At 68.6% G+C, this 25,511-nt stretch carries 22 protein-coding genes, 1 tRNA gene and 2 pseudogenes; 5 read left to right on the plus strand and 20 right to left on the minus strand.

From position 1 onward, the window contains the following. Positions 1-64 precede the first annotated feature (64 nt). Together tsf and rpsB are read right to left on the minus strand one after the other, a co-directional pair. On the minus strand, positions 65-973 hold the full coding sequence (tsf, locus tag Y694_RS04200; RefSeq protein ID WP_036230120.1) for a translation elongation factor Ts: 909 nt from the start codon (positions 971-973) through the stop codon (positions 65-67). A gap of 116 nt (positions 974-1,089) precedes the next feature. Then, on the minus strand, positions 1,090-1,833 hold the full coding sequence (rpsB, locus tag Y694_RS04205; protein ID WP_036230121.1) for a 30S ribosomal protein S2: 744 nt from the start codon (positions 1,831-1,833) through the stop codon (positions 1,090-1,092). 223 nt (positions 1,834-2,056) lie between these two features. Between rpsB and Y694_RS04210 the strand changes: the two are divergent. From Y694_RS04210 to Y694_RS04225, 4 genes and pseudogenes are all read left to right on the plus strand, one after another. Further along, positions 2,057-3,420: pseudogene (locus Y694_RS04210) on the plus strand (amidase). Further along, positions 3,417-4,286, plus strand: coding sequence for an FAD-dependent oxidoreductase (locus tag Y694_RS26415; RefSeq protein WP_051495556.1), 870 nt, complete (start codon positions 3,417-3,419; stop codon positions 4,284-4,286). Before Y694_RS04210 ends, Y694_RS26415 begins: the two are co-directional and overlap by 4 nt. After that, positions 4,280-4,807, plus strand: a complete 528-nt coding sequence (locus Y694_RS26420; protein WP_036230122.1) for an FAD-dependent oxidoreductase — start codon at positions 4,280-4,282, stop codon at positions 4,805-4,807. The genes Y694_RS26415 and Y694_RS26420 overlap by 7 nt, the downstream gene beginning before the upstream one ends. A gap of 28 nt (positions 4,808-4,835) precedes the next feature. Beyond that, positions 4,836-6,353 carry a bifunctional ADP-dependent NAD(P)H-hydrate dehydratase/NAD(P)H-hydrate epimerase gene (locus tag Y694_RS04225; protein WP_051495557.1) on the plus strand — a complete coding sequence of 506 codons (1,518 nt, stop codon included), beginning with the start codon at positions 4,836-4,838 and terminating at the stop codon, positions 6,351-6,353. Positions 6,354-6,380: 27 nt separating this feature from the next. Here the strand turns inward: Y694_RS04225 and rnr are convergent, their stop codons facing one another. Continuing rightward, complete coding sequence (gene rnr / locus Y694_RS04230; RefSeq protein ID WP_036230123.1) at positions 6,381-8,615, minus strand: ribonuclease R; 2,235 nt, start codon at positions 8,613-8,615, stop codon at positions 6,381-6,383. 74 nt (positions 8,616-8,689) lie between these two features. Here rnr and Y694_RS04235 point away from each other — a divergent pair. Next, positions 8,690-8,774 (plus strand) — tRNA-Leu (locus Y694_RS04235). Positions 8,775-8,839: 65 nt separating this feature from the next. On the opposite strand, the gene Y694_RS04240 is transcribed toward Y694_RS04235, so the two are convergent. From Y694_RS04240 to ndk, 17 genes and pseudogenes are all read right to left on the minus strand, one after another. Continuing rightward, complete coding sequence (locus tag Y694_RS04240; RefSeq protein WP_011829579.1) at positions 8,840-9,361, minus strand: phosphoribosyltransferase; 522 nt, start codon at positions 9,359-9,361, stop codon at positions 8,840-8,842. Positions 9,362-9,382: 21 nt separating this feature from the next. After that, complete coding sequence (locus tag Y694_RS04245) at positions 9,383-10,729, minus strand: adenylosuccinate synthase (protein ID WP_036230153.1); 1,347 nt, start codon at positions 10,727-10,729, stop codon at positions 9,383-9,385. A 38-nt stretch (positions 10,730-10,767) separates the two neighbouring features. Beyond that, on the minus strand, positions 10,768-11,931 hold the full coding sequence (locus tag Y694_RS04250) for an ATP phosphoribosyltransferase regulatory subunit (RefSeq protein WP_036230124.1): 1,164 nt from the start codon (positions 11,929-11,931) through the stop codon (positions 10,768-10,770). 80 nt (positions 11,932-12,011) lie between these two features. After that, positions 12,012-12,200, minus strand: coding sequence for a DUF2065 domain-containing protein (locus tag Y694_RS04255; RefSeq protein WP_036230126.1), 189 nt, complete (start codon positions 12,198-12,200; stop codon positions 12,012-12,014). 35 nt (positions 12,201-12,235) lie between these two features. Continuing rightward, a pseudogene (hflC, locus tag Y694_RS04260) lies at positions 12,236-13,125 on the minus strand (protease modulator HflC). Positions 13,126-13,139: 14 nt separating this feature from the next. Further along, the gene (hflK, locus tag Y694_RS04265; protein ID WP_036230154.1) at positions 13,140-14,318 is read right to left on the minus strand and encodes an FtsH protease activity modulator HflK; all 1,179 of its coding nucleotides are present in this window, start codon (positions 14,316-14,318) and stop codon (positions 13,140-13,142) included. 124 nt (positions 14,319-14,442) lie between these two features. Then, on the minus strand, positions 14,443-15,687 hold the full coding sequence (hflX, locus tag Y694_RS04270) for a GTPase HflX (protein ID WP_036230127.1): 1,245 nt from the start codon (positions 15,685-15,687) through the stop codon (positions 14,443-14,445). A 70-nt stretch (positions 15,688-15,757) separates the two neighbouring features. Beyond that, entirely contained in the window at positions 15,758-16,003 is a 246-nt protein-coding gene (gene hfq, locus Y694_RS04275) for an RNA chaperone Hfq (RefSeq protein WP_036230128.1), read from the minus strand. A 71-nt stretch (positions 16,004-16,074) separates the two neighbouring features. Beyond that, complete coding sequence (gene der / locus Y694_RS04280; protein ID WP_036230131.1) at positions 16,075-17,415, minus strand: ribosome biogenesis GTPase Der; 1,341 nt, start codon at positions 17,413-17,415, stop codon at positions 16,075-16,077. A 17-nt stretch (positions 17,416-17,432) separates the two neighbouring features. Continuing rightward, positions 17,433-18,542 carry an outer membrane protein assembly factor BamB gene (bamB, locus tag Y694_RS04285; RefSeq protein WP_036230134.1) on the minus strand — a complete coding sequence of 370 codons (1,110 nt, stop codon included), beginning with the start codon at positions 18,540-18,542 and terminating at the stop codon, positions 17,433-17,435. Continuing rightward, positions 18,542-19,228 (minus strand): tetratricopeptide repeat protein, encoded by a 687-nt coding sequence (locus tag Y694_RS04290; protein WP_036230135.1) that lies wholly within the window; start codon positions 19,226-19,228, stop codon positions 18,542-18,544. The genes bamB and Y694_RS04290 overlap by 1 nt, the downstream gene beginning before the upstream one ends. A 49-nt stretch (positions 19,229-19,277) precedes the next feature. Continuing rightward, positions 19,278-20,609: a histidine--tRNA ligase gene (gene hisS / locus Y694_RS04295; RefSeq protein WP_051495558.1), complete on the minus strand. Its 1,332-nt coding sequence runs from the start codon at positions 20,607-20,609 to the stop codon at positions 19,278-19,280. A gap of 77 nt (positions 20,610-20,686) precedes the next feature. Then, a complete protein-coding gene (gene ispG / locus Y694_RS04300) occupies positions 20,687-21,985 on the minus strand; it encodes a flavodoxin-dependent (E)-4-hydroxy-3-methylbut-2-enyl-diphosphate synthase (RefSeq protein ID WP_051495559.1) in 1,299 nt (432 codons plus the stop codon). Next, positions 21,982-22,896 (minus strand): RodZ domain-containing protein, encoded by a 915-nt coding sequence (locus tag Y694_RS04305; protein WP_011829592.1) that lies wholly within the window; start codon positions 22,894-22,896, stop codon positions 21,982-21,984. Before Y694_RS04305 ends, ispG begins: the two co-directional genes overlap by 4 nt. Beyond that, entirely contained in the window at positions 22,889-23,722 is an 834-nt protein-coding gene (gene pilW / locus Y694_RS04310) for a type IV pilus biogenesis/stability protein PilW (protein ID WP_231497530.1), read from the minus strand. The genes Y694_RS04305 and pilW overlap by 8 nt, the downstream gene beginning before the upstream one ends. Further along, entirely contained in the window at positions 23,719-24,903 is a 1,185-nt protein-coding gene (gene rlmN, locus Y694_RS04315; RefSeq protein ID WP_036230136.1) for a 23S rRNA (adenine(2503)-C(2))-methyltransferase RlmN, read from the minus strand. Before rlmN ends, pilW begins: the two co-directional genes overlap by 4 nt. A 47-nt stretch (positions 24,904-24,950) precedes the next feature. Further along, positions 24,951-25,376, minus strand: a complete 426-nt coding sequence (gene ndk, locus Y694_RS04320; RefSeq protein WP_011829595.1) for a nucleoside-diphosphate kinase — start codon at positions 25,374-25,376, stop codon at positions 24,951-24,953. Between the last annotated feature and the right edge of the window lie 135 nt (positions 25,377-25,511).

Below are 25,511 nucleotides of genomic sequence, written 5' to 3' on the forward strand. Positions count from 1 at the left end.
GTAGGACGGCAGTTTAGGGGATGGCCCCGGCACGCAGGCACGCGCGCCGGGCCGGGCGCAGCGCTTACTGCCCCTTGGCAGCGGCCACCTGGGCGGCCACTTCGGCGGCGAAGTCGTCGGTCTTCTTCTCGATGCCCTCACCCACGATGTACATCGTGAAGCCCTTGATCGTCGTGCTGGCGGCCTTGAGCATCTGCTCGACGGTCTGCTTGTCGTTCTTCACGAAGGTCTGGTTGAACAACGAGACCTCCTTCAGGAACTTCTGCACCGAGCCTTCGACCCGCTTGGTGACGATCTCGGCAGACTGCGGCGCCTTGCCGGCCGCCTCGGCGGCCTTGGCATCCTCGGCGGCCTTGCCGGCGGCGACGTTGCGCTCCTTCTCGATCAGATCGGCCGGCACGTCGGCCGAGGTCAGCGCCACGGGCTTCATCGCGGCCACGTGCATCGCCACGTCCTTGGCGGCCACGTCGTCGCCGGTGTACTCGACCACCACGCCGATGCGGGTGCCGTGCAGGTAGCTGACCAGCTTGCTGTCGCCGCTGAAGCGCTTGAAGCGGCGGATCGCGATGTTCTCGCCGATCTTGCCGATCAGCGCGGTGCGGGTGGCCTCCACCGTCACGCCGGCGATCTCCAACGCCGACAGCGCCGCGACATCCGCCGGGGCCTGGGTGACCACAAGTTCCGCGAGCGTCTTGCCGAAGGCCAGGAAGTCGTCGTTCTTGGACACGAAGTCGGTTTCGCAGTTCAGTTCCATCAGCGCACCGGTCGTGCCGCTGATGTGCGCCACGACGATGCCTTCGGCCGTGACGCGCGAGGCGGCCTTGCTGGCCTTGCTGCCGAGCTTGACGCGCAACAGTTCCTCGGCCTTGTTCAGGTCACCTTCGGCCTCGGTGAGGGCCTTCTTGCACTCCATCATCGGGGCGTCGGTCTTGGCGCGCAGTTCGGCGACCATGCTGGCGGTGATTGCGGGCATTGCGTTCTCCGTTCGGTGAAGCGAGGCTGCCTCCGGGCAGCGATCGCTTCGAAATCATTGAAAAAAAGGGGCTGAATCAGCCCTTGATGAGTGCGCGGGGGCGCCTTGCGACGGGCTCAGGCCGCGTCGCTGACTTCCACGAACTCGTCGGTGCTCTGGGCGGCGGCGACCACTTCGCTGACCGCGTTGGCCTTGCCTTCGAGTGCGGCATCCGCCACGGCACGGGCGTACAACGCCACGGCCTTCGCGGAGTCGTCGTTGCCCGGGATCACGTAATCGATGCCCTCGGGCGAGTGGTTCGAGTCCACCACGCCGATGACCGGAATGCCCAGCTTCTTCGCCTCGGCAATCGCGATCTTGTGGTAGCCCACGTCGATGACGAACATGGCATCGGGCAGCGCGTTCATGTCCTGGATGCCGCCGATGTCCTTCTCGAGCTTGGCGATCTCGCGGGCGAACAGCAGCGCTTCCTTCTTGCTCATGGACTCGAGGCCCGCTTCCTGCTGCGCCTGCATTTCCTTCAGCTTCTTCAGCGACCCCTTGACGGTCTTGAAGTTGGTCAGCATGCCGCCGAGCCAGCGCTGGTCGACGTAGGGCATACCGGCGCGCTGGGCCTCCTGGGCAACCACTTCGCGCGCCTGGCGCTTGGTGCCGACCATCAGGATCGTGCCGCGCTTGGCGGCGAGCGAGCGGGTGAACTTCATCGCCTCGTTGAAGAGCGGCAGCGTCTTCTCGAGGTTGATGATGTGGATCTTGTTGCGATGGCCGAAGATGAAGGGGGCCATCTTCGGATTCCAGAAGCGGGTCTGGTGTCCGAAATGGACGCCCGCTTCCAGCATTTCACGCATGGTGAGGGACATGGAAACTCCAAAGGTTGGGTCTAAAATCCGGCCAGAATTGCAAGTGATTGCAGCGCTTTGTTGCGACATGCAAGCAGACCTCTTTCGAGTCTTGCAACACCTTTTGGCGACCGGGTTTGCGGATTGCAAATGTTCTTCCGGCTTTTGCCGAACCGGCCTCGATCGAACCGACCAGGACAGGCACCGACGTGTTCCAGAAAAACCCTGAGAGTTTAGCACGCCGATGACCGACGACCTGCTCTCCCGGCGCGCCCGGGTGCTTGACGGCACGAGCAGCGCCGGCGCGGAGATCGAGCGCTCGCTGCAGCACGCAGCCTCCGCTGCCGTGGCCCCGGCCTTCCTGAAGATCGATGCTGTCGGCGCGCGAGCCGCGGCCCGCGCCGTCGACGCCGCGTTCTCCAGCGGCGCCCCGCTGCCGCCGCTCGCCGGTCTGGCCGTCAGCATCAAGGACCTGTTCGACATCGCCGGTCAGGTCACGACCGCGGGCTCCACGGTACTGGCCGATGCCGAACCGGCCGCGCAGGACGCGCCCGCGGTGTCGCGGCTGCGGGCAGCCGGCGCAGCGTTGATCGGCCGCACCCACATGACCGAGTTCGCGTTCTCGGGCATTGGCCTCAATCCGCACCACCCCACGCCGGCCAACGTGCCGATGGCAGCCCTGGACCGCGACACGCCGCGCATCCCAGGCGGCTCCAGTTCCGGCGCGGCGGTCTCGGTGGCCGGCGGGGCCGCGTGGGCGGCGCTGGGTTCGGACACCGGCGGTTCGGTGCGCATCCCGGCGGCGCTGCAGGGTCTGGTCGGCTTCAAGAACACAGCATCGCTGACGCCGACCGAGGGAGCCATCCCGCTGTCCACCACGCTCGACACGGTCTCGGCCCTGACGCGCTCGGTGCGCGACGCCGTGCTGCTGCACGAGTTGCTGTCGGCGCGCCGCGTCGCGCTGCCTGGCCGGCCGCTGCGCGCCACCCGGCTCGCGGTGCCGACAACGCTGATGCTCGACGCGCTGGAGCCTGCCGTGGCCGCGGCCTTCGAACGCGCCGTGGACCGGTTGTCGCGCGTCGCGCACAGATCGTCGCGCTCGACGTCCCGCCGCTGGCCGACCTGGCGCCGCTGCAGGTCAACGGTGGTTTCGCGAGCTGCGAAAGCTGGGCCTGGCACCGGCACCGGCTCGCGACACACGAAGAAGCCGGCTACGACCGCCGCGTGGTGACGCGCATCCGCCGCGGCATGGCCATGAGCGCGGCGGACTACATCGACCTGCAGAAGGCACGCGCCGCCTGGATCGCTCGCATGCACGTGGCGCTGCGTGGCTTCGACGCGGTGCTGTCCCCGACCGTGCCGATCCTCGCGCCACCGATCACCGCGCTGGAAGCGAGCGACGAGGAATTCTTCCGCGTCAACTCGCTGCTGCTGCGCAACCCCTCGGTCGTGAACCTGCTCGACGGCTGCGCGATCAGCCTGCCCTGCCAGGCGCCGGGCGAAGCGCCGGTCGGCCTGATGCTGTGGTCGCGCGGCCATGCCGACGACGCCCTGCTCGACACGGCCCTGGCCGTCGAAGCCGTGCTGGCCACTGGAGCATCCTCATGAAGGTCGGCGTGATCGGCGCCGGTATCGTCGGCGTGACCACAGCCTACGAGCTGGCCGAGGACGGCCACGACGTCACCGTGTTCGAGCGACACAGCAGCGTCGCCTCGGAGGCGAGCTTCGCGCATGCCGGCTTGCTGGGCTCGGGCGATGTTGCGCCATGGGCAGCGCCCGGCCTTCCCGGCCGCCTGCTACGCGACCTGTTCAGCCGCCATCCGGCGATGCGCGTGCGCCCTTCCTTCGACGCGATGCAATGGCGCTGGCTGTGGCGCTGGTGGAGCGCCTGCCGCGCGCCGAACTTCCCGCAGCGCCACATCGAGCTGCTGCGACTGGCGCAGTACAGCCGCGAACGGCTCCGCGTGCTCGACGAGCGGCTGCAGCTGGATTTCGAACGCTCGCAGGGCCTGTTGCTCCTGCTGCGAGAAGAGCGCGACGTTGCCGCGGCGCAGCCCCGCCTGGCGCTGCTGCGCGAACTCGGCATCAGCGTGCGCGAACTGGACGCCGCCGCCTGCCACGCGACGGAGCCCGGCCTCCATCGCGAGCAGCCGCTGGCCGGCGGGATCCAGCTGCCCCAGGACGGCGTGGGCAACTGCCGCCAGTTCGCCCACCTGCTGCGCGACGCGGCCGAGCGGCTCGGCGTCGAGTTCCGGTTCGGCACCGTGGTGCGCGCGCTGGAGACCGGAACACGCTCCGATGGCGCCGAACTGCAGCTCGAGCACCTGGCCCTGACCACCGGCTTCGCTTCGAGCCGGGCCACGGCCGTCCCCGGCGGCAACGGCGACAAGCACGGCAACGCGATGGCTCACCGCGCGCGCGCCGCGGCGCGCTATCTCGACCCGGTGTCGGCGGAGGCTTTCGATGCGTGGTGATCGCCGCCGGTGTCGATGCCGCCGAACTGCTGCCGGGCCTGGGCATCAAGCTGCCGCTGATGCCGATCCACGGCTACTCGCTGACAGCGCCGCTGCGCTCGCCCGAACGGGGCCCGAAGGCAGCACTGGTCGACGAGCGCTACCGCATCGCGATGAGCCGGCTGGGGCAGCGCGTGCGTCTGGCCGGCTGCGCCGAGCTGGGCGGCTCGGTGCAGACGCAGCGGCGGGCGGCGGTCGAGACGCTGTACCGACTGCTCAACGACTGGTTCCCCGGCGCCGCCCACATTGCGCGGCCCCAGGTATGGAAAGGCGCTCGGCCAACGCTGCCCGACGGCCTGCCACTGATCGGCCCCAGCCCCCGCCCCGGCGTGTGGCTGAACCTGGGCCACGCCGACCACGGCTGGACGCTGGCCTGCGGCAGCGCCCGGCTGCTGGCCGACCAGATCGCCGGACGCTCGCCCGGCTTCGATCCGGGCAGTTTCGCGCTGGCCCGGGCGGCCTCGGTCCCGCCGTCTGCCTGACGGGTCAGCCAACATGCTTGATGTCGCGATGCCCTGGGCCGTTCTGGGCGATGGCTCGCGGCGTGACGTGGAGCGGCTGCCGCTGTTCGGCGTGGCCGCAACGCGTGCGCTGGAGATCGAGGCCGCGCGCGCCTTGCCGCCCCACACGCTGATGCAGCGTGCCGGCGGCTCGGTGGCCCGGCTGGCCCTCGCATTGGCGCCGCATGCACGACGCATCTGGATCGCTGCCGGTCCCGGCAACAACGGTGGCGATGGCCTGGAAGCCGCGGCGTGGCTGCAGCGCGCCGGCAAGCAGGTGACGGTGAGCCTTGCGCCTTCCGTGCAAACGCCAGCCGATGCGGCGGCGGCCGGCGCCAAGGCACGTGCCGCGGGAGTCGCACTGGTGGAAAGCAGCGCGCCGCCCGAGCCGCTCGGCCCCGACAATCTGGCCATCGACGCCCTGTTCGGCATCGGCCTGACCCGCGCGCCCGCCGGCTGGGCCCTGGCCGCGATGAGGTCGCTCAACGACGGCGGCACTCCGGTGTTGTCGATCGACCTGCCCAGCGGGTTGGACGCCGAGCAGGGGGCACTGCTTGACGAGACCGCCGTGGTGCAGGCTCGCTGGACACTGAGCCTGCTGACCTTGAAGCCGGGTCTGTTCACCGCTCAGGGGCGCGACCACGCCGGGCAAATCTGGTTCCACGACCTGGGTGTCGATGCCGAGACCTCACAGGCGAGTGCCGGCCTGCTGACGGGTGCGAGCACGTTGTGGCCGGCGCGCCGGCATGCGCAGCACAAGGGCAGCTTCGGCGACGTATGGGTGGTCGGCGGCGCCGCCGGCATGGTCGGGGCCGCGCTGCTCGCGGCACGGGCCGCGCTGGCCGCCGGCGCTGGCCGTGTGCACCTGGTGCCGCTCGATCCGCAGTCACCGGCGCTCGATCCCATGCACCCCGAGTTGATGCACCGGCCGCTCACCGCACTGCACGATGCCCGCACGCCTCTCGAGAACGCCACGGTGGTGTGCGGCTGCGGTGGCGGCGACGCGGTGCGTGAGCACCTCCCGGGCCTGATCGCCCGTGCCGGACGCCTGCTGCTCGATGCCGATGCGCTGAACGCGGTGGCCGCCGACCCGTCGCTCGCTCGCTTGCTCGAAATGCGTGCCGGCCGCAGGCGCGCCGCCACGCTGCTGACGCCGCACCCCCTCGAGGCCTCCCGGCTGCTGGGTCTGCAGACTGCCGCGATCCAGTCCGCCCGGCTGTCGGCCGCGGAGCGGCTCGCGCAGCGATGGCACGCCACCGTCGTCCTCAAGGGATCGGGGAGCGTCATCGCGGCGCCTGGGGAAACCACGCTGATCAACGCCAGCGGCAATGCATCGCTGGCCACGGCGGGAACCGGCGATGTGCTGGCGGGCTGGATCGGCGGGCTCTGGGCGCAAGGCCTGTCAGCACGAAGCGCCGCGCTGCTGGGCACGCACACCCATGGCGCCGCGGCCGACGTCTGGTGCGCACACCAGGCGCGTCCCGGGCCGCTGGCCGCGAGCGCGCTGATTGCTCAGCTGCGGCGCTGAGCGCCGCAGCGACTCAGTGGATCGGGCCTACCGCCTCGAACGCTTCGACTTGCGCGGCGCTGCCGCGGTGTCCGCCCCAGCGCTGCGCGCAGGCTTGCGGGGAGTCTTGCTGACCGCCTTCTTGGTCGCCCGCTTGTGCTCGCGGTCGACGTCCTTCACGACCTGCAGTTCCTCGACGGCCGAAGCCGCCTTGTCACGCGGTGCCCGCGGGTTCAGCCCCGATTCGTGGACCAGTCGGAAGTCGATCTTGCGCCCGTCGAGATCGACGCGGCTCACCTGCACCCGCACCCGGCTGCCGACGACGTAGCGCACGCCGGTGCGCTCGCCGCGCAGCTCCTGTCGCGCTTCGTCGAAGCGGAAGTACTCTCCGCCGAGTTCGGTGATGTGCACCAGGCCCTCGACGTAAAGCTCGTCGAGCGTGACGAACAACCCGAAGGTCGTGACTGCGGTGACCGCGCCGCCGAACTCCTCGCCGAGGTGCTCACGCATGAACTTGCATTTCAGCCAAGCTTCGACATCGCGCGACGCCTCGTCGGCCCTCCGCTCGTTCGCGCTGCAGTGCGCGCCGGCCGCTTCCCAGGCCATCGCCTCGGCGGTCTGCTTGACGACCAGCTTGCTGGCCTGCTGCGCCTTCGAGGCCGCGGTCGGCCGAACCTTGCGCGTGTGGACGGCTGAGCTGGCGAGCTCGGTGACCTGCAGGTGGTACTTCTTGCTGCCCAGCAGAGCCTTGATCACACGGTGCACCAGCAGGTCCGGGTAGCGGCGGATCGGGCTGGTGAAGTGGGTGTAGGCCGGATAGGCCAGGCCGAAGTGACCGCTGTTGGTCGGCGTGTAGATGGCCTGCTGCATCGAGCGCAGCAGCATCGAGTGGATCTGGGTGGCGTCAGGGCGGTCCTTCGTCGCCTGCGCGATCGCCTGGAACTCACCGGGCCGGGGATCGTCGCCGATCGACAAGCCGAGGCCGAGCGCACGCAGATAGGTCTGAAGGATCGCGCGCTTCTCGGGCGTCGGGCCTTCGTGCACGCGATACAGCGAAGCGTGCTTGTGTGACGCGATGAAATCGGCCGAGCACACGTTCGCCGCCAGCATCGCCTCCTCGATCAGGCGGTGTGCGTCGTTGCGTGTGCGCGGCACAATCTTCTCGATTCGCCCGTTCTCATCGCAGACGATCTGCGTCTCGGTGGTCTCGAAGTCGACCGCGCCGCGCGTGGCGCGCGCCTTCAGCAGGGCGCGATACACCTCGTGCAGGTGCAGCAGGTGCGGCACCAACTCCTTGCGCTTCTGCGCCTCGGGCCCGCGCGTGTTGGCGAGGATCGTCGCGACTTCCGTGTACGTGAAGCGCGCATGCGAGTTGATGACGGCCGGGAAGAACTGGTAGGCGTGTACCTCGCCTGCGGCATCGACCACCATGTCGCACACCATCGCGAGGCGGTCCTCGTTGGGATTCAGCGAGCACAGCCCGTTGCTGAGCTTCTCCGGCAGCATCGGAATCACGCGCCGCGGGAAATAGACCGAGGTCGCGCGCTCGTAGGCATCGTCGTCCAGCGACTCGCCGGGCTTCACGTAGTGGCTCACGTCGGCAATGGCGACGATCAGGCGCCAGCCGTTCGGCGCCGCCCCCTTGGTCTTGCGGCCGATCGTGACCGGCTCGCAGTACACGGCGTCGTCGAAGTCCCGGGCGTCCTCGCCATCGATGGTGACCAGCGGGACGTCGGTCAGGTCGATGCGCTGCCTCTTGTCGGCTGGCCGCACCTTGTCGGGCAGCTTGGCCGTCTGCGCCAGCGTTTCGGCCGAGAAGCGGTGCGGCACCTCGTACTTGCGCACCGCGATCTCGATCTCCATGCCCGCGTCGTCGATCTCGCCGAGCACCTCTGTCACGCGGCCCAGTGGCTGCGAATGCATCGACGGCGGCTCGGTCAGCTCGACCGCGACCACCTGACCCGCGCTGGCATTGGCAATGCCATTCTTCGGGATCATGATGTCCTGGCCGTAGCGCTTGTCCTCCGGGGCGACCAGCCAGATGCCGCTCTCGTGCAGCAGGCGACCGATGATCGGCGCCTTGCGGCGTTCCAGGATCTCGAGCACCCGCCCTTCAGGCCGGCCCTTGCGGTCATAGCGGATCACCCGCACGCGGACCCGATCGCGGTGCAGAACCGCCCGCATTTCCTGCGGCGACAGATAGATGTCGGATTCGCCGTCGTCGCGCTGGACGAAGCCGTGCCCGTCGCGGTGGCCTTGGACGATACCCTCGACCTCACTCATTAGCGCAGCACCGAGTGAGGCGCTGCTTGTCTTGTCTTCGTTCTTGATGCTAAAATCTCCGGCTTCGGTACCTAGCCCAGGTGGCGGAATTGGTAGACGCACTAGTTTCAGGTACTAGCGAGTAACATCGTGGAGGTTCGAGTCCTCTCCTGGGCACCAAATCATAAAAGGCCAGCGCAGCGCGCTGGCCTTTTTGTTTTCCGCGGTCGATGGTGCGTGACCTCTCAAACCGCCAGCTTCCTCGCGAGCCCGTCGGGCCGCAGGCTGTCGTAATCCTCGAACGGCTGGTGGATCCAGGGACTGGTCGGCAGCGATTCGACATAGTAGTCCGGCGTGTAGCTCGACACACCCTTCACCCAGATCACGGACGAACGCAGTTCGCTGATCGAGGGCATGCCGCGCAGGCGATCGACCACCGCCTTCAGTGTCACCCCGGTATCGGCGAGGTCGTCGACCAGCAGGACCCGGCCGGCCAGTTCGCCCTTGGGCAGGGTGATGTAGGTCGCCAGGTCCAGCCGCCCCTGGATGGTCCCGGCGTCCGAGCGATAGGAACTGGTCGACATGATGGCCAGCGGCTTGTCGAACACCCGCGACAGCATGTCGCCGGGCCGCAGGCCGCCACGCGCCAGGCACAGGATCTGGTCGAACGCCCAGCCCGAGTTGTGCACCTTCAGTGCCAGGCGCTCGATCAGCAGGTGGTACTCGTCCCAGGAGACGTAGAGGTGCTTGCCGTCGTCGGTGAGCATGTGGCGTGGTTCCCGTGGTGTCTACCTTTGGCGCATCAGCTGGTAGGGGTGGCGTAGCAGGATGGTGTGCTCGCGATCCGGCCCCGTCGACACCATGTCGATCGGCGCGCCGATGACCTCCTGCACGCGCTCGAGATAGCGGCGGGCATTGAGTGGCAAGTCGTCCCAGCGCGTCGTGCCGACGGTGCTGCCGGTCCACCCCGGGAAGCTCTCGTAGACCGGCTTGCAGGCCACGATCTCGTCGGCGTCGAGCGGCAGGATGTCGATGCGCCGGCCATCGAGTTCGTAGCCCACGCCCATCTTGATCTCGGTCAGGCCATCGAGCACGTCGAGCTTGGTGATGCACAGGCCCGTGAGGCCGTTGATCAGGATCGAGCGCTTCATCGCCGCCGCATCCAGCCAGCCGCAGCGCCGCGGGCGGCCCGTGACGGTGCCCCGCTCCTGACCGACCGTCGACAGATGGTGCCCCACCGTGCCCGGCTCGTCCATCGGCAGCTCGGTCGGGAACGGGCCCGAGCCCACGCGTGTGGTGTAGGCCTTGGTGATGCCGAGGATGTAGTGCAGCTTGTCCGGGCCGACGCCGGACCCGGCCGCCGCATTGCCGGCCACGCAGTTGCTCGACGTGACGTAGGGGTAGGTGCCGTGGTCGATGTCGAGCAGCGTGCCCTGCGCACCCTCGAACAGAACGCTGCCGCCGGCCAGGTTGGTCTCGTGGATGCGCACGCCGACATCGGCCAGCATGGGCTTCAGCTGCTCGGCGACGTTCATTGCATGGTCGAAGATCGGCTGAAACTCGAGCGCCTCCGCCTTCAGGAAGCCCTGCAGCACGAAGTTGTGAAGTTCGAGCAGGTCGCGCAGCTTCTTCGCGAAGCGATCCGGGTGCTTCAGGTCCTGCACGCGCAACGCGCGCCGTGCGACCTTGTCCTCGTAGGCCGGGCCGATGCCCTTGCCGGTCGTCCCGATCTTGCCGGCCCCCGAGCTCTCGCGCAGCGCCTCGCGGGCCTTGTCGACCTCCACGTGGAACGGCAGGATCAGCGGGCACGACTCGCTGATGAACAGCCGCGAACGCACCTCGACGCCGGCCGCCTCCAACCGCTCGATCTCGCCGAGCAGGTGGGCCGGATCGACGACCACGCCGTTGCCGATGTAGCAGGCCACGCCGTCGCGCATCACACCCGACGGAATGAGCTGCAGCGCAGTCTTCTTGCCCTTGATCACCAGCGTGTGACCGGCGTTGTGGCCGCCCTGGAAGCGCACCACCGCCGCTGCGTGGTCGGTCAGCCAGTCGACCACCTTGCCCTTGCCCTCGTCGCCCCACTGGGTCCCGACCACCACGACGTTGTGACCGGCCTTGCTCGCTGCTTGCATTGTCTTGTCCTGAATCTGATGGCTCTCGGTCGCTGGCTTCACAGCGGCCGGACGACCCATTGGCCGCCTTTTTGCACGATCTCGCGGTCGCAGTCGAACTCCTGGACCTCGTGCTCATGTCCCGGCAGCACGCACACCACGGTCTCGCCGCCAGCCCGCAGGGCGCGGACGGCGGCGCGCAACCCGGTTTCCTCACCCCAGGGCGCACGCACCGCAGCCCGGCGCCCATCGGGGCAGGCACGTTGCACCACTTCCTTGAGATCGGCACTGAAGCCCACCGCTGGCCGGTTGCGGCCGAACACCGCACCGACCTCGTCGTAGCGCCCGCCGCGCACCAGCGAGTCGCTGGACCCGGCGCCGTAGACGGCAAAGCGCGCGCCGCTGTAGTAGGCGTAGCCGCTCAGGTCGGCAAGGTCGAAGCCGACCCGCACGTCGGGATGCGCGATCGCGGCGTGCGCGGCCAGGCGTCGCAGGTCGGCCAGCGCGGCCGTGATCAGTGGACGCTGAGGCAGCCGCGCTGCCGCGATGTCGAGCACCTCTCCATCGCCGTACAGCGAGGTCAGTGCCTGCAGCCCCTGCCGCACCTCGGCGGTGAATCCGCTGCCAAGCGCCTGCAGCGCCGTGCCGTCCTTGGCAGCGAGCGCCGCGTACACATGGTTCAGACGCGCGGGGTCGCAAGCGACACCGGCCAGCAGGCCGCGCACGATACGGGCGTCGGCCAAGTCGAGCACCAGGCCCGGGACACCCGCGGCACGCAAGCTGTCGAGCGCCAGATCCTGTACCTCGAGATCGGCCTCGAGTCCGGCATGACCGTAGAGTTCGGCGCCGAACTGCAGCGGTTCCCGGCTACCGTGCAGTCCGGCCGGCCGCGTGTGCGCCACCGGGCCGCAGTAGCACAGGCGCGTGATGCCATCGCGATTGAGCAGGTGCGCGTCGATGCGCGCCACCTGGGGCGTGGTGTCGGCACGCAGACCCAGCGTGCGGCCGCTCAGTTGATCGACCAGCTTGAAGGTCCGTAAATCCAGTTCGTGCCCGGTGCCCGTCAGCAGCGACTCGAGGTGCTCGAGCAAGGGCGGCATCACCAGTTCGTAGCCGTAGACGCGGGCCGCGTCCAGTACGGTGCGCCGCAATTCCTCGATGCGCCGCGCCTCGGAGGGCAGCACATCGGCAATGTGCTCGGGCAGCAGCCAAGCAGAGGTCATGAAAAGCCTGCGGGGTTAAAACCGCATTGTACCGGCGCCCCCAGCAGCATTCGCGCGCGATTGACCTGCGCGAACGATGATCAGCCTGCCAAAACCAGCAGCACCACCAGCCCGCCCAGCATGCTGGTCAAGCCAAGAAAACGCAGTTGCCCGTCGCTCAGCCGCGTGGCCTGCTCGAACACCCGGCGCCAGCGCTGCGGACTCAGGAAAGGCAGCAGCCCCTCGAAGACCAGCATCAGCGCCAGCGCGCTGAACAGCGTGTCCCACATGCCGGCTCCTGCGGCAACGCGCCGTCAGCCCGGACTCACCTGGCACGGGAGGAGGATGGCCCGCCCTCACCTCGCATCGCGCGGAAGAACTCGCTCTCGGGCTCGACCACCATCACGTCGGTCTTGCTGCGAAAGCTCGCCCGATAGGCCTCGAGACTGCGATAGAACTGCGCGAACTGCGGGTCGCGACCGAAGGCCTCGGCATACAGGGCCGAAGCCTTGGCATCGCCGTCACCCTTGACCTTCTGTGCATCCCGGTAGGCCTCGGCGACGATGACCTCGCGCTGCCGGTCGGCGTCGGCACGCACCTGCTCGCCTTCGGCCTGGCCGGTGGAGCGGGTCTCGTTGGCGACGCGCTTGCGCTCCGACTCCATGCGGCGGTAGACGGCCTCGGTGATGTTGGCGACGAAGTCGACCCGCTTGATCCGCACGTCAACCACCTCGATGCCGAAGCTCGTGGCGTCGTCCGACAACCGCCGCAGCACGCCCTGCATGACCTTGTCGCGCTCGGTCGAGAGCACCTGGCGCACGCTGACCTTGGTGACCTCCTCGTTCAGCGCGGCCTGGACGATCGGTGCCAGCCGCGCCTCGACATTGCGCGCATCGATGCCGCTGTTGCGGATGAATTGTCGCGGGTCCTTGATGCGCCACTTCACCAGCCAGTCGATCACCAGACTGGTCTTCTCGGCGGTGAATACCGGCCGCGTTTCAGGCTGTCGAGGCTCTGGATGCGGCGGTCGAGGAAGACCACGTTCTGGAACGGCGGGGGCAGCTTGAACTTCAGCCCCGGCTGGGCAATGACTTCCTTGATCTCGCCCAGCGCATACAGCACGGCGAACTGCCGCTGGTCGACGACGAACAGCGTGCTCGAGGCAATCATCAATGCGAGCAGAGCGCTCGCCACGATCAGACCGATGCGATTCATTCTTGTTGTTCTCCTCAACGGCTTTCGCGCTCACGCGAACGCTGGTTGTCGCGCGATCGCACATCGTTCTGTGACGTGCCGGTGCTTTCGGTGGTCGGCAGCGCGGGCGCCGGTGCGGCCGCGGCGGTCGCCCCGGCCGATTGCATCAGCTTGTCGAGCGGCAGGTACAGCAGGTTAGAGCCGGTGCGCGACTCGATCATGATCTTGCTGACGTTGGAGTACACCTCTCGCATCGTGTCCACATAGAGACGATCGCGCGTGACGGCCGGCGCCTTCTGGTACTCCGTCAGCACCTGCTTGAAGCGCGATGCATCGCCCTCGGCCTGCGCAATCACGCGCGCCTTGTAGCCCTCGGCCTCCTCGCGCAGGCGCGAGGCCGTGCCCTGCGCCTTCGGGATCACGTCGTTGGCGTAGGCCTGGCCCTCGTTCTTGAAGCGCGAGCGGTCGGCGCCGGCCTTCACGGCATCGTCGAACGCCGCCTGCACCTGCTCGGGCGGCGCCACACTCTGCACGTTGACGTTGGAAATCAGGATGCCGGTCTTCAGACGATCGAGCTGCGCCTGGATGGACTTGACGAGGTCGGTCGCGATGGCATCGCGCTGCTCGTACAGCACCGAGTCCATGTTGCTGCGACCGACGATCTCGCGCACTGCGGATTCGGAGGCTAACACCACCGCCTCGTCCGCATTGCGGTTCTCGAACAGGTAGTCCTTCGAATCCTTCAGGCGGTACTGCACTGTGAAGCGGATGTCGACGATGTTCTCGTCCTGGGTCAGCATCGACGAGTCCCGCAGCCCGGTGGCCTGCACCACCGAATTGCGCCCGACCTCGACCGACCGCAACTGCGTCACGTTCACCACCTCCGCCGACTGGAACGGGTATGGGAAACGCCACTGGAAGCCGGCTTCGACCGTGTGGCTGTATCGGCCGAAGGACATCACGACGCCCTGCTGCCCTTCCTGCACGATGAAGAAGCCGCTGCCCAGCCAGATCAGCGCCACGACCGCGCCGATCAAGCCGATGCCGATACCGGCGCTGCGCAGGTCCGGCGGTGGCGAGCTGGCGCCACCGCCGTCGGGCTGCGGACTGTTCCCACCCCCTTTGCCACCGAACAGGCCGCTCAGGCGACGATTGAAGTCGCGCCAAAGCTCGTCGAGATCGGGCGGGCCGTCGTTGCGGCCGCCGGTCGCCAGCAGCCGCTCCCACGCGCGCGCCAGACGGCGCGGCGCACGGCGCCGGACCACAGCAGCGCCAGGGCCTCGACCAGGAGTGCGGGGCGTCCCCGCGGGCGCGCTGCGCCTGCATCGTTATAGGTATTCATGCGTGTCGTTGGAGCAAGACGGAGGCGGGAATAGGATCGTGATCGGAGAGCGCGGCGTCGGCGTCGTCGCGCACCGGCGCGTCGGAGACCGAGGCACCGGGCGCACCCGCCTCGCCACCGTCGGCGAGCAGCGCCTCGCTCACCAGCGCCCGCAGCTCGGCGAGCCCCACACCGCGCAAGGCACTGACGAAGACGCGCGGGATGCGGCGTCCTCCGTCGAGTTCGAGCCGATCCACCAGCACGCGAGGCCGCTGCTCCTCGTCGAGCTGGTCGAGCTTGTTGTAGACCAGGATCTGGGGAATACCGGCCGCGTCGATCTCCGCGAGCACGCGCTCCACCTCGACCCGCTGCTCGGCCAGCACCGGGCTCGAAGCGTCGACCACATGCAGCAGCAGATCGGCATCGGCAGCCTCCTGCAGCGTGGCGGCGAAGGCCTTGACGAGCGTGTGCGGCAGATCGCGGATGAAGCCCACGGTGTCCGACAGACTGACCGAGCGCTGCGCGTCCTCGAGATAGAGCTGCCGCGTGGTGGTGTCGAGCGTCGCGAACAGTTGGTCGGCGGCGTAGCTGCGGGCCTTGACCAGCGCGTTGAACAGCGTGGACTTGCCGGCATTGGTGTAGCCGATCAGCGAGACGCGGAAGGTGCCGGCGCGCTCGCGCGAGCGCCGTTGCGTGCCGCGCTGGCGCTTCACCTTGTCGAGCCTCGCCTTGAGCGCCTTGATGCGCTCGCCGATCATGCGGCGATCGAGTTCGATCTGGCGTTCGCCCGGACCGCCACGATGACCCACGCCGCCGCGCTGGCGCTCGAGGTGGGTCCACCGGCGCACCAGCCGGTTGCTGAGGTACTGCAGCTGCGCGAGCTCGACCTGCAGCTTGCCCTCGTGGCTCTGAGCGCGCGCGGCGAAGATCTCGAGGATCAGGCCGGTTCGGTCGAGCACCTCGACGCCAAGATGGCGCTCCAGGTTGCGCTGCTGCGTCGGGGACAAGGCCTGATCGAAGATCACGCACTGGCCGCCGCTTTCGGCCACCAGCGCCTTCAGCTCGTCGGCCTTGCCCGAACCGAGGAACAGTGCGGCGTCGGGCGCCTTGCGGCGAGCGATCAGGCGCGCCACCGGCGTGTCGCCGGCCGACTCGGCCAGCAGCGCCAGTTCGTCGAGGGTGGCGTCGAAGGAGGCGCCGGCGCCGAGGTCGACACCGACCAGCACCGCCCTGGCCTCGTTGACGGCGGTGGACGCGCTCAACCTGAAACCACCAGGGTCTGGCGGCAGGCGGTCAGGCGACGAGACGGATGCCGGGAGTCCATCGAGCCGTTCAGCCCGCCGACTCCGGCGCGTCGTTGGCCTGGAAATTCACGGCCCGGCCGGGCACGACGGTGGAAATCGCGTGCTTGTAGACCATCTGGGTCACGGTGTTGCGCAACAAGACCACGTACTGGTCGAAGGACTCGATGTGCCCCTGCAGCTTGATGCCGTTCACGAGGTAGATCGAGACCGGAACGTGCTCCTTGCGAAGCAGGTTCAGGAACGGGTCTTGTAGGAGTTGCCCTTTGTTGCTCACGATATCGTCCGTGTTGTGAAGCTGTTGGAGGATGGAAGGTATCACAGGCTCCAGCCGGCGACGCCCTCAGACTACGAGTCCTTCTCCGCGAAGGGGTTCCGTGACGATTTCATCTCGATGCGCATCGGCGTGCCGCTGAGCTGGAAGTGGCTGCGGAAACGCCCCTCCAGGAAGCGCTTGTAGGCGTCGGTCACATGCTCCAGCGAGTTGCCGTGGATCACGATCACCGGCGGGTTCTGCCCGCCTTGGTGGGCGTAGCGCAGCTTGGGTCGGAAGGCGCCGGCGCGCTTGGGCTGCTGGAACTGCACCGCCTCCAGCAGCACCCGCGTCAGCACCGGCGTGGCGAGCTTCTTGGTGGCCGAGGCCCACGCGTCGGCGATCGCCTTCCACACCGGCCCCAGGCCCTGGCGCTTGATGGCGGAGATGTGCAGCACCGGCGCGAACTTCAGGAACGCCAACCGCTGCTCGATGGAGCGCTGCAGCAGTTCGCGCTGGTAGCTGTCGACCGCGTCCCACTTGTTCACCGCCAGCACCACGGCACGGCCGGAATCGAGGATATAGCCGGCGATGTGGGCGTCCTGGTCAGTCACCCCCTGGGTCGCGTCGAGCAACAGCAGCACGACATTCGCGTCGGCGATCGCCTGCAGCGTCTTGACGACCGAGAACTTCTCGATCGACTCGAACACCTTGCCCTTGCGACGCAGGCCGGCAGTGTCGATCAACTCGAACTTCTGGCCATTGCGCTCGAACGGAACGCTGATGGCGTCGCGTGTGGTGCCGGGCAGGTCGAAGGCCACCAGCCGCTCTTCACCGAGCCAGGTGTTGATCAACGTCGACTTGCCCACGTTCGGGCGACCCGCTACCGCCAGGCGGATCGGCCGATCTGGGTCGTCGAGCGCGAGATCGTCGGGCTCGTCGAACGCAAAGTCCTCCAGCGCCGCCGTCAGCAGGCTGCGGATGCCCTGCCCGTGTGCCGACGACACCGCCAGCGGCTCGCCCATGCCGAGCTCGTAGAACTCGGCCAGCTGGATGCCTTCCAGCATGCCCTCGGCCTTGTTGGCAGCGAGCAGCACCTTCTTGCCGGCAGTGCGCAGGTAGCGTGCGATGTCATGGTCCTGCCCGGTGACGCCGGCGCGGACGTCGACCACGAAGATGACCACGTCGGACTCCGCCACCGCCTGGCGCGTCTGCTTGGCCATCTCCTTGTAGATGCCGCTCTCGGCCGTGGGCTCGAAGCCGCCGGTGTCGACGACGATGAACTCGCGTTCGCCGAGCCGCCCATCACCGTAATGGCGGTCGCGGGTCAGGCCGGCGAAGTCGGCCACGATCGCGTCGCGGCTCTTCGTCAGACGGTTGAACAGCGTCGACTTGCCGACGTTGGGGCGCCCCACGAGCGCCAGGACGGGTTTCATTCAGGTTCCGATCGCACTCACTCGGGCCGGAACGCGAACACCGTGCCGCGGCGGGTCACCGCGACGATGGTGGTGCCGACCTTCACCGGGGCACCGATGATGGGCTGCCCGTCGGTGGGCAAGCGCAACAGCGGCTGGCCGTTGTTGCGATCGAGGAAGTGCACCTGGCCCTCGAAATCTCCAAACACCAGCGTCGGACCCACCACCAACGGTGAACTGAGGCCGCGGTGGAGCATGCGCTCCGAGGTCCATGCGACTTCGCCGCTGGCGCGCTTCCAGGCGGTAATGCGGTCGGTGGCATCGGCCGAGAACACCAGTTGCTCGTCGGCCGCCACGCCCTGGGTCCCGCCGGTGGTCTTGGCCCAGCCGAGGGTGCCCCCTTCGACGTTGACGCAACCGACCGCGGCCTGGAAGCCGCGCACGCAGACTGCGTCGCCGACGCGCGCCGCCGGCCCGACGAGGTCGGCCAGCCGTTCGACCTCGTTGGTGCCGCGCGGCGACGCGACGGTGGTGTCCCAGCGCACGCTGCCGCGCAGCGGGTCGAGCCCGGCGAGGCGCGGACCCTGGCCGACCACCAGCGTGTCCTTCCACGGCAGCAGCACACCGGGCTGCAGCAGCGTCAACGGATCGCCGGGGCGCTGCTGGACCCACAGCTTGCGGCCATCCAGTACGTCGAAGGCCTGCACGCTGCGGTCGATGCCGAGCACGAAGACGCGCTCGCCCGCCACCAGCGGCGGTGTCACGACACGGGTGGTCAGGCGCGTGCGCCACAGCGGCTTTCCGCTGTCGAGCACGACCAGCTCGTTGCCGGTCGTCACGACGCTGGCGTAGCGCCCGTCGCTGCCCACGCCGGCGCTGAGCTTGCCGTCGGCATCGCCGCGCCAGAGCTCGCGGCCGGTGTCCGCCGCCAGGGCGACGACGCGACCATCGGAACTGGCCAGCACCACGGCACCGGCGCCGGTGGCGATGCGCAGGGGAAAGTCCACACTGCCCAGGCCCTGCGTCCACACCTGCCGGCCGGCGATCTGCGCCTTGAGCGGCTCGAGTGGTGTCGGCTTGGGCTTCTCGGGCCCGCTGGAGCAGGCGGCCAGGCCGGCAACGAGCAGCGCGGCGGCAAGGCGGCGCATCACTTCGACGCTCCCGTCGCAGCCGCTGAGGCCGCCGCAGCGGGCGCCTCAGCGGCGCCCAGCGCGGTCAGCTTGGCCTCGACCAGCCGACGGTAGTCGAGCGTCGGCGGCATCGCATCGAACGCGGCCTGATAGGCGGCACGCGCCTCGGCGGGCTTGCCCTGCGCCGTGAGGATGTCGCCGCGGCGATCGGCCGCCAGCCCTGCAAAGGACTGCGGAGGATCGGTCGGCAGTGCCTTGAGCGCCTCGTCGTACTTCTTCTCGTCGAGCAGTACGCCGGCCAGGCGCAGGCGCGCCAGCACCGCGTACTCCTTGTCGCTCGCGTTGCCGATCACCCATTCCAGGCTGGCCCGCGCCGCGTCGTTCTGGCCCTTCTCGAACTGCGCCTTCGCCGCCAGCAGGCCGGCCTGTCCAGCGAACGCCGTCGAGCCGTAGCGATCCTTCATGTCGGAGAACACGCGGGCGGCCTTGTCGGTGTCGCCGGCGATCACGGCCTTGTCGAGTTCGTCGAACAGCACGCTGGCCTTCACGGATCGGTCTCGCTGCATCCACTGCCAGCCGTTGAACGCGGCGAAACCGCCGAGCGCAATGATCAGGACCCAGGTGATCAGGTTGCCGTACTGCTTCCAGAAGTGCTTGATCGAGTCGAGCTGTTCTTGTTCTTGGAGGTCGAGATGGGTGGCCATGCGGATGCTTTGTGAGAGGCTGCGCGGCGTGCGGGGCGCGAAGCCGGGATTATGAACGGAGCAATTCGCCGGCCCAGGCCGCCGGATCGGCCAGCGGGCGCAGTACCTGGGTGGCCGCGCCCTCTCCGGCACGCAGCGGCTTGAGCGCCACCATGCCCTGCGCCAGCTCGTCGGCGCCGAAGACCAGCGCATGGCGGGCGCCGCTGGCGTCGGCCTTCTTGAACTGCGACTTCATGCTGGCCGGCCCGTCCTTGCCGGCGGGATGCAGGATGACGCTGGCGCCGTGGGCGCGCAGGGCCTCGATCAGCACCATCGCCGTCGGCAGCGCGGCAGCGGCAGGCAGCACCGCGTAGGCGTCCGGCAGCCGCGGCGGCGTCACGACGCCGACCGCGTCCAGCAGCAGCAACAGGCGCTCGATCCCCAGGCCCCAGCCGACGCCTGGCGCCGGCTTGCCGCCGAGCTGCTCGATCAGGCTGTCGTAACGGCCACCGCCTCCGACCGTCAGGGGCGCGCCCATGCGATCGGTGACCCACTCGAACACGGTGAGGTTGTAGTAGTCCATGCCGCGCACCAGCCGCGGGTTGATGCGGTAGGGCAGACCGGCGGCATCCAGCACCGCACGCACGGCATCGAAATGCGCCAGTGAGGCCTCGCCGAGGAAGTCGATGAGCCGGGGCGCCGCGTCCACCACAGCCTGCATCGCCGGCGTCTTGGTGTCGAGGATTCGCAGCGGGTTGCTGTGCAGGCGGCGCTTCGCGTCATCGTCCAGCAGGTCGGCGTGCGCCTCCAGGTGCGCGATCAGCGCCGCCCGGTGGGCACGCCGCTCTTCGGGCTGCCCCAGGCTGTTGATCTCCAGCCACAGATCACGGCCTTCGATCAGCCCGAGCTCGCGCCACAGCGCGCGGCACATCAGGATCAGCTCGGCATCGACGTCCGGGCCATGAAAGCCCAGCGCCTCGGCGCCGGCCTGATGGAACTGGCGGTAGCGGCCCTTCTGCGGGCGCTCGTGGCGGAACATCGCGCCCAGGTAGTAGAGGCGTTTGCCGCCCTCGTACAGCAGCGAATGTTCGGTCACCGCCCGCACCACGCCGGCCGTGCCTTCCGGGCGCAGTGTGAGTTGGTCGCCGTTCATGCTGTCGGTGAAGGAGTACATCTCCTTCTCGACGATGTCGGTCACCTCGCCGAGCCCGCGCACGAACAGCGCCGTCGGTTCGACGATCGGTGTGCGGATCGCGGCATAGCCGTAACGCTGCATCACGCGGCGCACCGCGTCCTCGAACCATTCCCAGCGTGCCGATTCGGGCGGCAGCAGGTCGTTCATGCCCTTGACCGCACGCAGCGGCGAAGTCTCCGTCTTGGCGGCTTTCTGTTGTTCTGCCATGGTCGATGCCCACAAGGATTCAGGCCGGCCGCGGCCGGTTCGCTGGGCACACCCGAGGGGTGCGCCGGCTCGCCGCGTCAATGCGCGGCGGTGATGCTGCCGTAACGGCGCTCGATGTAGTGCTCGACGACGTTCTGGAACTCGCGCGCGATGCCCTCGCCGCGCAAGGTCATCGCCTTCTCGCCATCGATGAACACCGGCGCGGCAGGCGCCTCGCCGGTGCCGGGCAGGCTGATGCCGATATCGGCATGCTTGCTCTCGCCAGGCCCGTTGACAATGCAGCCCATCACCGCCACCTTCATGTTCTCCACGCCCGGGTAACGCGCCTTCCAGACCGGCATCTGTGCCCGCAGGAAGTCGTCGATCTGCTTGGCCAGCTCCTGGAAGGTGGTGCTGGTGGTGCGGCCGCAGCCCGGGCAGGCGGTGACGCTGGGATTGAAGGCACGCAGGCCGAGCGACTGCAGGATCTCGAGCGCCACCACCACCTCCTGCGTGCGGGCCTCGCCCGGCTGCGGCGTGAGGCTGACGCGGATGGTGTCGCCGATGCCGTCCTGCAGCAGCATCGCCAGCGCCGCGGTCGACGCCACGGTGCCCTTGGTGCCCATGCCGGCTTCGGTGAGCCCGAGGTGCAGCGGGTAATCGCACCGTCGCGCCAGTGCGCGGTAGACGCTCACGAGGTCCTGCACGCCGCTGACCTTGCAGCTGATGAGGATCTGGGACGGGTCCATGCCCAGCTCGCGCGCATATGCGGCCGACTGCAGCGCCGAGCTGATCAGCGCGTGGTACATCACCTGCTTCGCGTCCCAGGGCCGGGCGCGGGCGGCGTTCTCATCCATCAAAGCCGCCAGCAGTTCCTGATCGAGGCTGCCCCAGTTGACGCCGATGCGCACCGGCTTGTCGTGGCGCATCGCGGCCTCGATCATCATCGCGAACTGCCGGTCGCGCTTGTCGCCCTTGCCAACGTTGCCGGGATTGATGCGGTACTTCGACAGCGCGGCCGCGCAGTCCGGGAACTCGGTCAGCAGGCGGTGGCCGTTGTAGTGGAAATCGCCGATCAGCGGCACCGAGATGCCCATGCGGTCTAGCTGCTCGCGCACGTGCGGCACGGCCTGCGCCGCCTCCGGCGTGTTGACCGTGATGCGCACCAACTCCGAGCCCGCCAACGCCAGCTCCTTGACCTGGATCGCGGTCTCGATCGCATTCACCGTGTCGGTGTTGGTCATGGACTGCACGCGCACCGGGGCGTCGCCACCGACCGTCACGACATTGCTGCCCCAGACGACACGCGCCTGCAGCGAACGGCGCGCGGCAGGCTGCGCCACGTCGATCGCTTCGGCGTCACTGCGGGTCCCTGCGGACGCTACTGGCCTGTTCATTTCAGCTCCAAGCGCGCGACGTTGTCGCGCGTCGACTCGCTCAATGCGACCGGCTGGCCGCGGAAGACGATCTGGGTGGCTTCGGCATTTCCCACGGTCACGCGCAGCGGGAGCGGGCCGTCCAGACCCGCCGCCTCGCCGGCCGCCAGCGTGCGCGACAGCAGCACCTGCCCCTTCGCATCACGCACCTCGACCCAGGATTCCGCCACCGCCCGCATGGTCAGCAGGCCGCCGGCCGCGGATGCCGAGGCTGCGGTGCCGACCGGAGCCGAGAACACCGTGTCGATCACGGCCGAACCGGGTGCTGCAGCCTCGGCCTCGGACGACCCGACGGCCGACGCTCCCGCCAGCGCGGGCGATGCCGACTCGGGCGCGATCGACGTCGTCGAGGACACGGCAACGCCTGTATCGATCGGGTTGCTGGCGGCGATCTCCGGGACTGCCGAGGCGCTTGGATCGGTCGGCAGCAGCCGACCCACCCAGCCCACGGGCAGCAGGTAGACGGCCACCGCTGCCAGCACCAGGACGGCGGCCGCGATCAGCGGTGGGCTGAGGAAGCGCTGCCACTCGTCACCGTCGCTTGGCACGCCGCGATCGTGGAAGGGCTGGTTGAGGCCCCGCGCCACGTGATCGAGCCCACGGCCGGCCGACGCGGCCGTAGGCAGGAGCGACAGCACCGGCTCGGCATCGATTTTCAGTGCGCGGCACATGCTCTGCGCCAGCGCACGCGCGAAAGTGGCATCGGGCAGCTGTTCTGGGTGGTCGTTCTCGATTGCCTCCAGCTTCTGCGGCGAGACCTTCAGCGAGGCTGCGAGCACCGCGAGGTGCATCCCTTGCGATTCGCGCGCCGCGCGCAGCAGCTTCCCGGCCGTCGTGGCCGGCGGGCCGGCGTCGACCGTCCCCTCACTCATCGAACATCCCCCGCTCGAACGACGCCGCCTCGCGCGACGTGGGGTAGCTCGCACGCAGCTGGTTGCCCAGATCGCGAACGCCCTGCGGATTGGCCAGGCGGTTCTCGATGCGGGCGGCGAGCCACAGCGTCTCGGCGCTGCGCAACTCGGCGTTGTTGTTGACGCGGCGCACGTAGAAGCGCGCCCGCTCGTACTCGCCACGTCGGTACAGCACGTCGGCCAGGTTCATCGCGATCGCCGGGTTGGCCGGCTCGAGTTCGTAGGCGCGCTTGAGCGTCAGCTCGGCCAGGTCCAGCTGGCCGGCGCGTGCCTCGCAGATCCCCTGCACCAGGAAAGTCCGGTTCGGGGTGCGGTACTGCGGCGTCGCCACGGCGCGCTCGAACAGCTTTCCCGCCTCCGGGTAGCGGCCACGCTGGCACAGGAACCAGCCGTAGTTGTGCATCACGTCGCCGTCGGTGGATGCCAGCTGCAGTGCGCGCTTGAAACTGTCCTCGGCCTTCTGCTCCTCGCCCAGCGCGGCCAGCACCAGGCCTTGCAGGTTCAGCGCCTGCGGCAGATTGGGGTCGGCGGCCAGCGCCAGCTTCACCTCCGACAGGGCATTGTCGAAACGCCCCTCGGAGAAATAGGCCCCCGCAAGGTCGAGGCGGATGCGCGCGCGCTTCGCCGAGTCGGACTCCTCGTCCGTGCCGGCACCGGCGGTGGAACTGCTGCGGCCGAAGTCGTTGGGCCGGCCCTGCGCCTGGGCAACGCTCCAGACCGCGCCACACAACAGCGTCGCCAGCAGCAGTCCTCGCATCGCGTCCCTCACCCATCCGTCCCGCATCATCGTGTCGTCTCCGTGGCTGAACCCGATGGTGCAGCGTCGGCCCGGCGCTGCACCGCGCTGTCGATCGGCCGGATGGCGATCGGCGCACGCCGCATCCGTGCCTGCGCATTGGTGCGGTCCTGTACCTCGCCGGCCAGTTGGCCGCAGGCGGCGTCGATGTCATCGCCGCGAGTCCGTCGCACCGTGGTGACCAGACCCCCGTCGACCAGCAGCTGCGCGAAGGCCTGCACGCGCGCCACTGACGAACGCGTCAGCCCCGAGGCCGGGAACGGGTTGAACGGGATGAGGTTGATCTTGCAGGGCACGCGCCCCACCGGCCCGCGTTCGCCCACCAGGCGCAACAGTTCGCGCGCCTGCGCCTCACTGTCGTTGACGCCGTCGAGCATGCAGTACTCGAAGGTGATGAAGTCGCGCGGCGCCGCCTCGAGGTAGCGCTGGCAGGCCTCGAGCAGCTCCGCGATCCGGTACTTGCGGTTGAGCGGCACGAGATCGTCGCGCAGCGCGTCGGTCGGCGCATGCAGCGACACTGCCAGAGCCACCGGACAGTCCTCGCGCAGGCGGTCGATCATCGGCACCACACCGGAGGTCGATACCGTGACACGGCGACGCGACAGGCCGTAGCCGTGATCGTCGAGCATCACGCGCAGCGCCGGCAATAGCGCGGCGTAGTTCTGCAGCGGTTCACCCATGCCCATCATCACGACGTTGCTGATGACGCGCTCGGTCGTGCCCAGCCGCGCGCGCAGCTGGTGCTCGGCATGCCAGAGCTGGGCAACGATCTCGCCGGTCGACAGGTTGCGACTGAAGCCCTGGTGACCGGTCGAGCAGAAGCGGCAACCGACCGCGCAACCGGCCTGCGACGAGATGCACAACGTGCCGCGATCGTCCTCGGGGATGAACACCGTCTCGACGGCATTGCCGCCGCCCACGTCGAACAGCCACTTGACCGTGCCGTCGGCCGACACGTGCTCGCTCAGCACTGCGAGCGGCCGGACCACCACCCGCCCCGCTAGCTTCTCGCGCAGCGACTTCGCCAGATCGGACATCTGAGCGAAGTCGCTCTGGCCCTTCTGGTGGATCCAGCGGAACAGCTGAGTGGCGCGAAAACGCTTCTCGCCGAGCTGCTCGCAGAAAGCGGCCAGCGCGTCGAGATCGAATTCGAGCAGGTTGGCCGCAGTCATGGCTTGCACCGATCGGACCGTCGGGGCGCCAGGCGCCCCGCAGTCGTTCAGCGGCTGTAGACGTTCATGCCCGGGAAGAAGAACGCCACCTCGACCGCGGCGGTCTCCGGCGCGTCCGAGCCGTGCACGGCATTGGCGTCGATGCTGTCGGCGAAGTCGGCACGGATGGTGCCCTTCTCGGCCTTCTTCGGGTCCGTCGCGCCCATCAGCTCGCGGTTCTTGGCGATCGCGCCCTCGCCTTCCAGCGCCTGGATCATCACCGGGCCCGAGATCATGAACTCGACCAGGTCCTTGAAGAAAGGCCGGGCCTTGTGCACGGCGTAGAACTGCTCGGCCTCGCCGCGCGACAGGTGAACCAGCTTGGCCGCCACGATCTTCAGGCCCGCGCCCTCGAAACGGGCATAGATCTGACCGATCACGTTCTTGGCAACGGCGTCAGGCTTGATGATAGACAAGGTGCGTTCGATCGCCATATTTATTCTCCGGAATCAATGATTTAGCAGAACCTTGAATTGTAGCGCTTGAGGTCGGCGCCTCGATGTCGCTCGCAGCCTCAGCGGCGCGGTCCGCGGCCCCCACCGCCGCCCCCACGACCCCCCTGGCCTCCG

Source organism: Methylibium sp. T29-B (assembly GCF_000576225.1).
GTDB lineage: Bacteria > Pseudomonadota > Gammaproteobacteria > Burkholderiales > Burkholderiaceae_C > Methylibium > Methylibium petroleiphilum.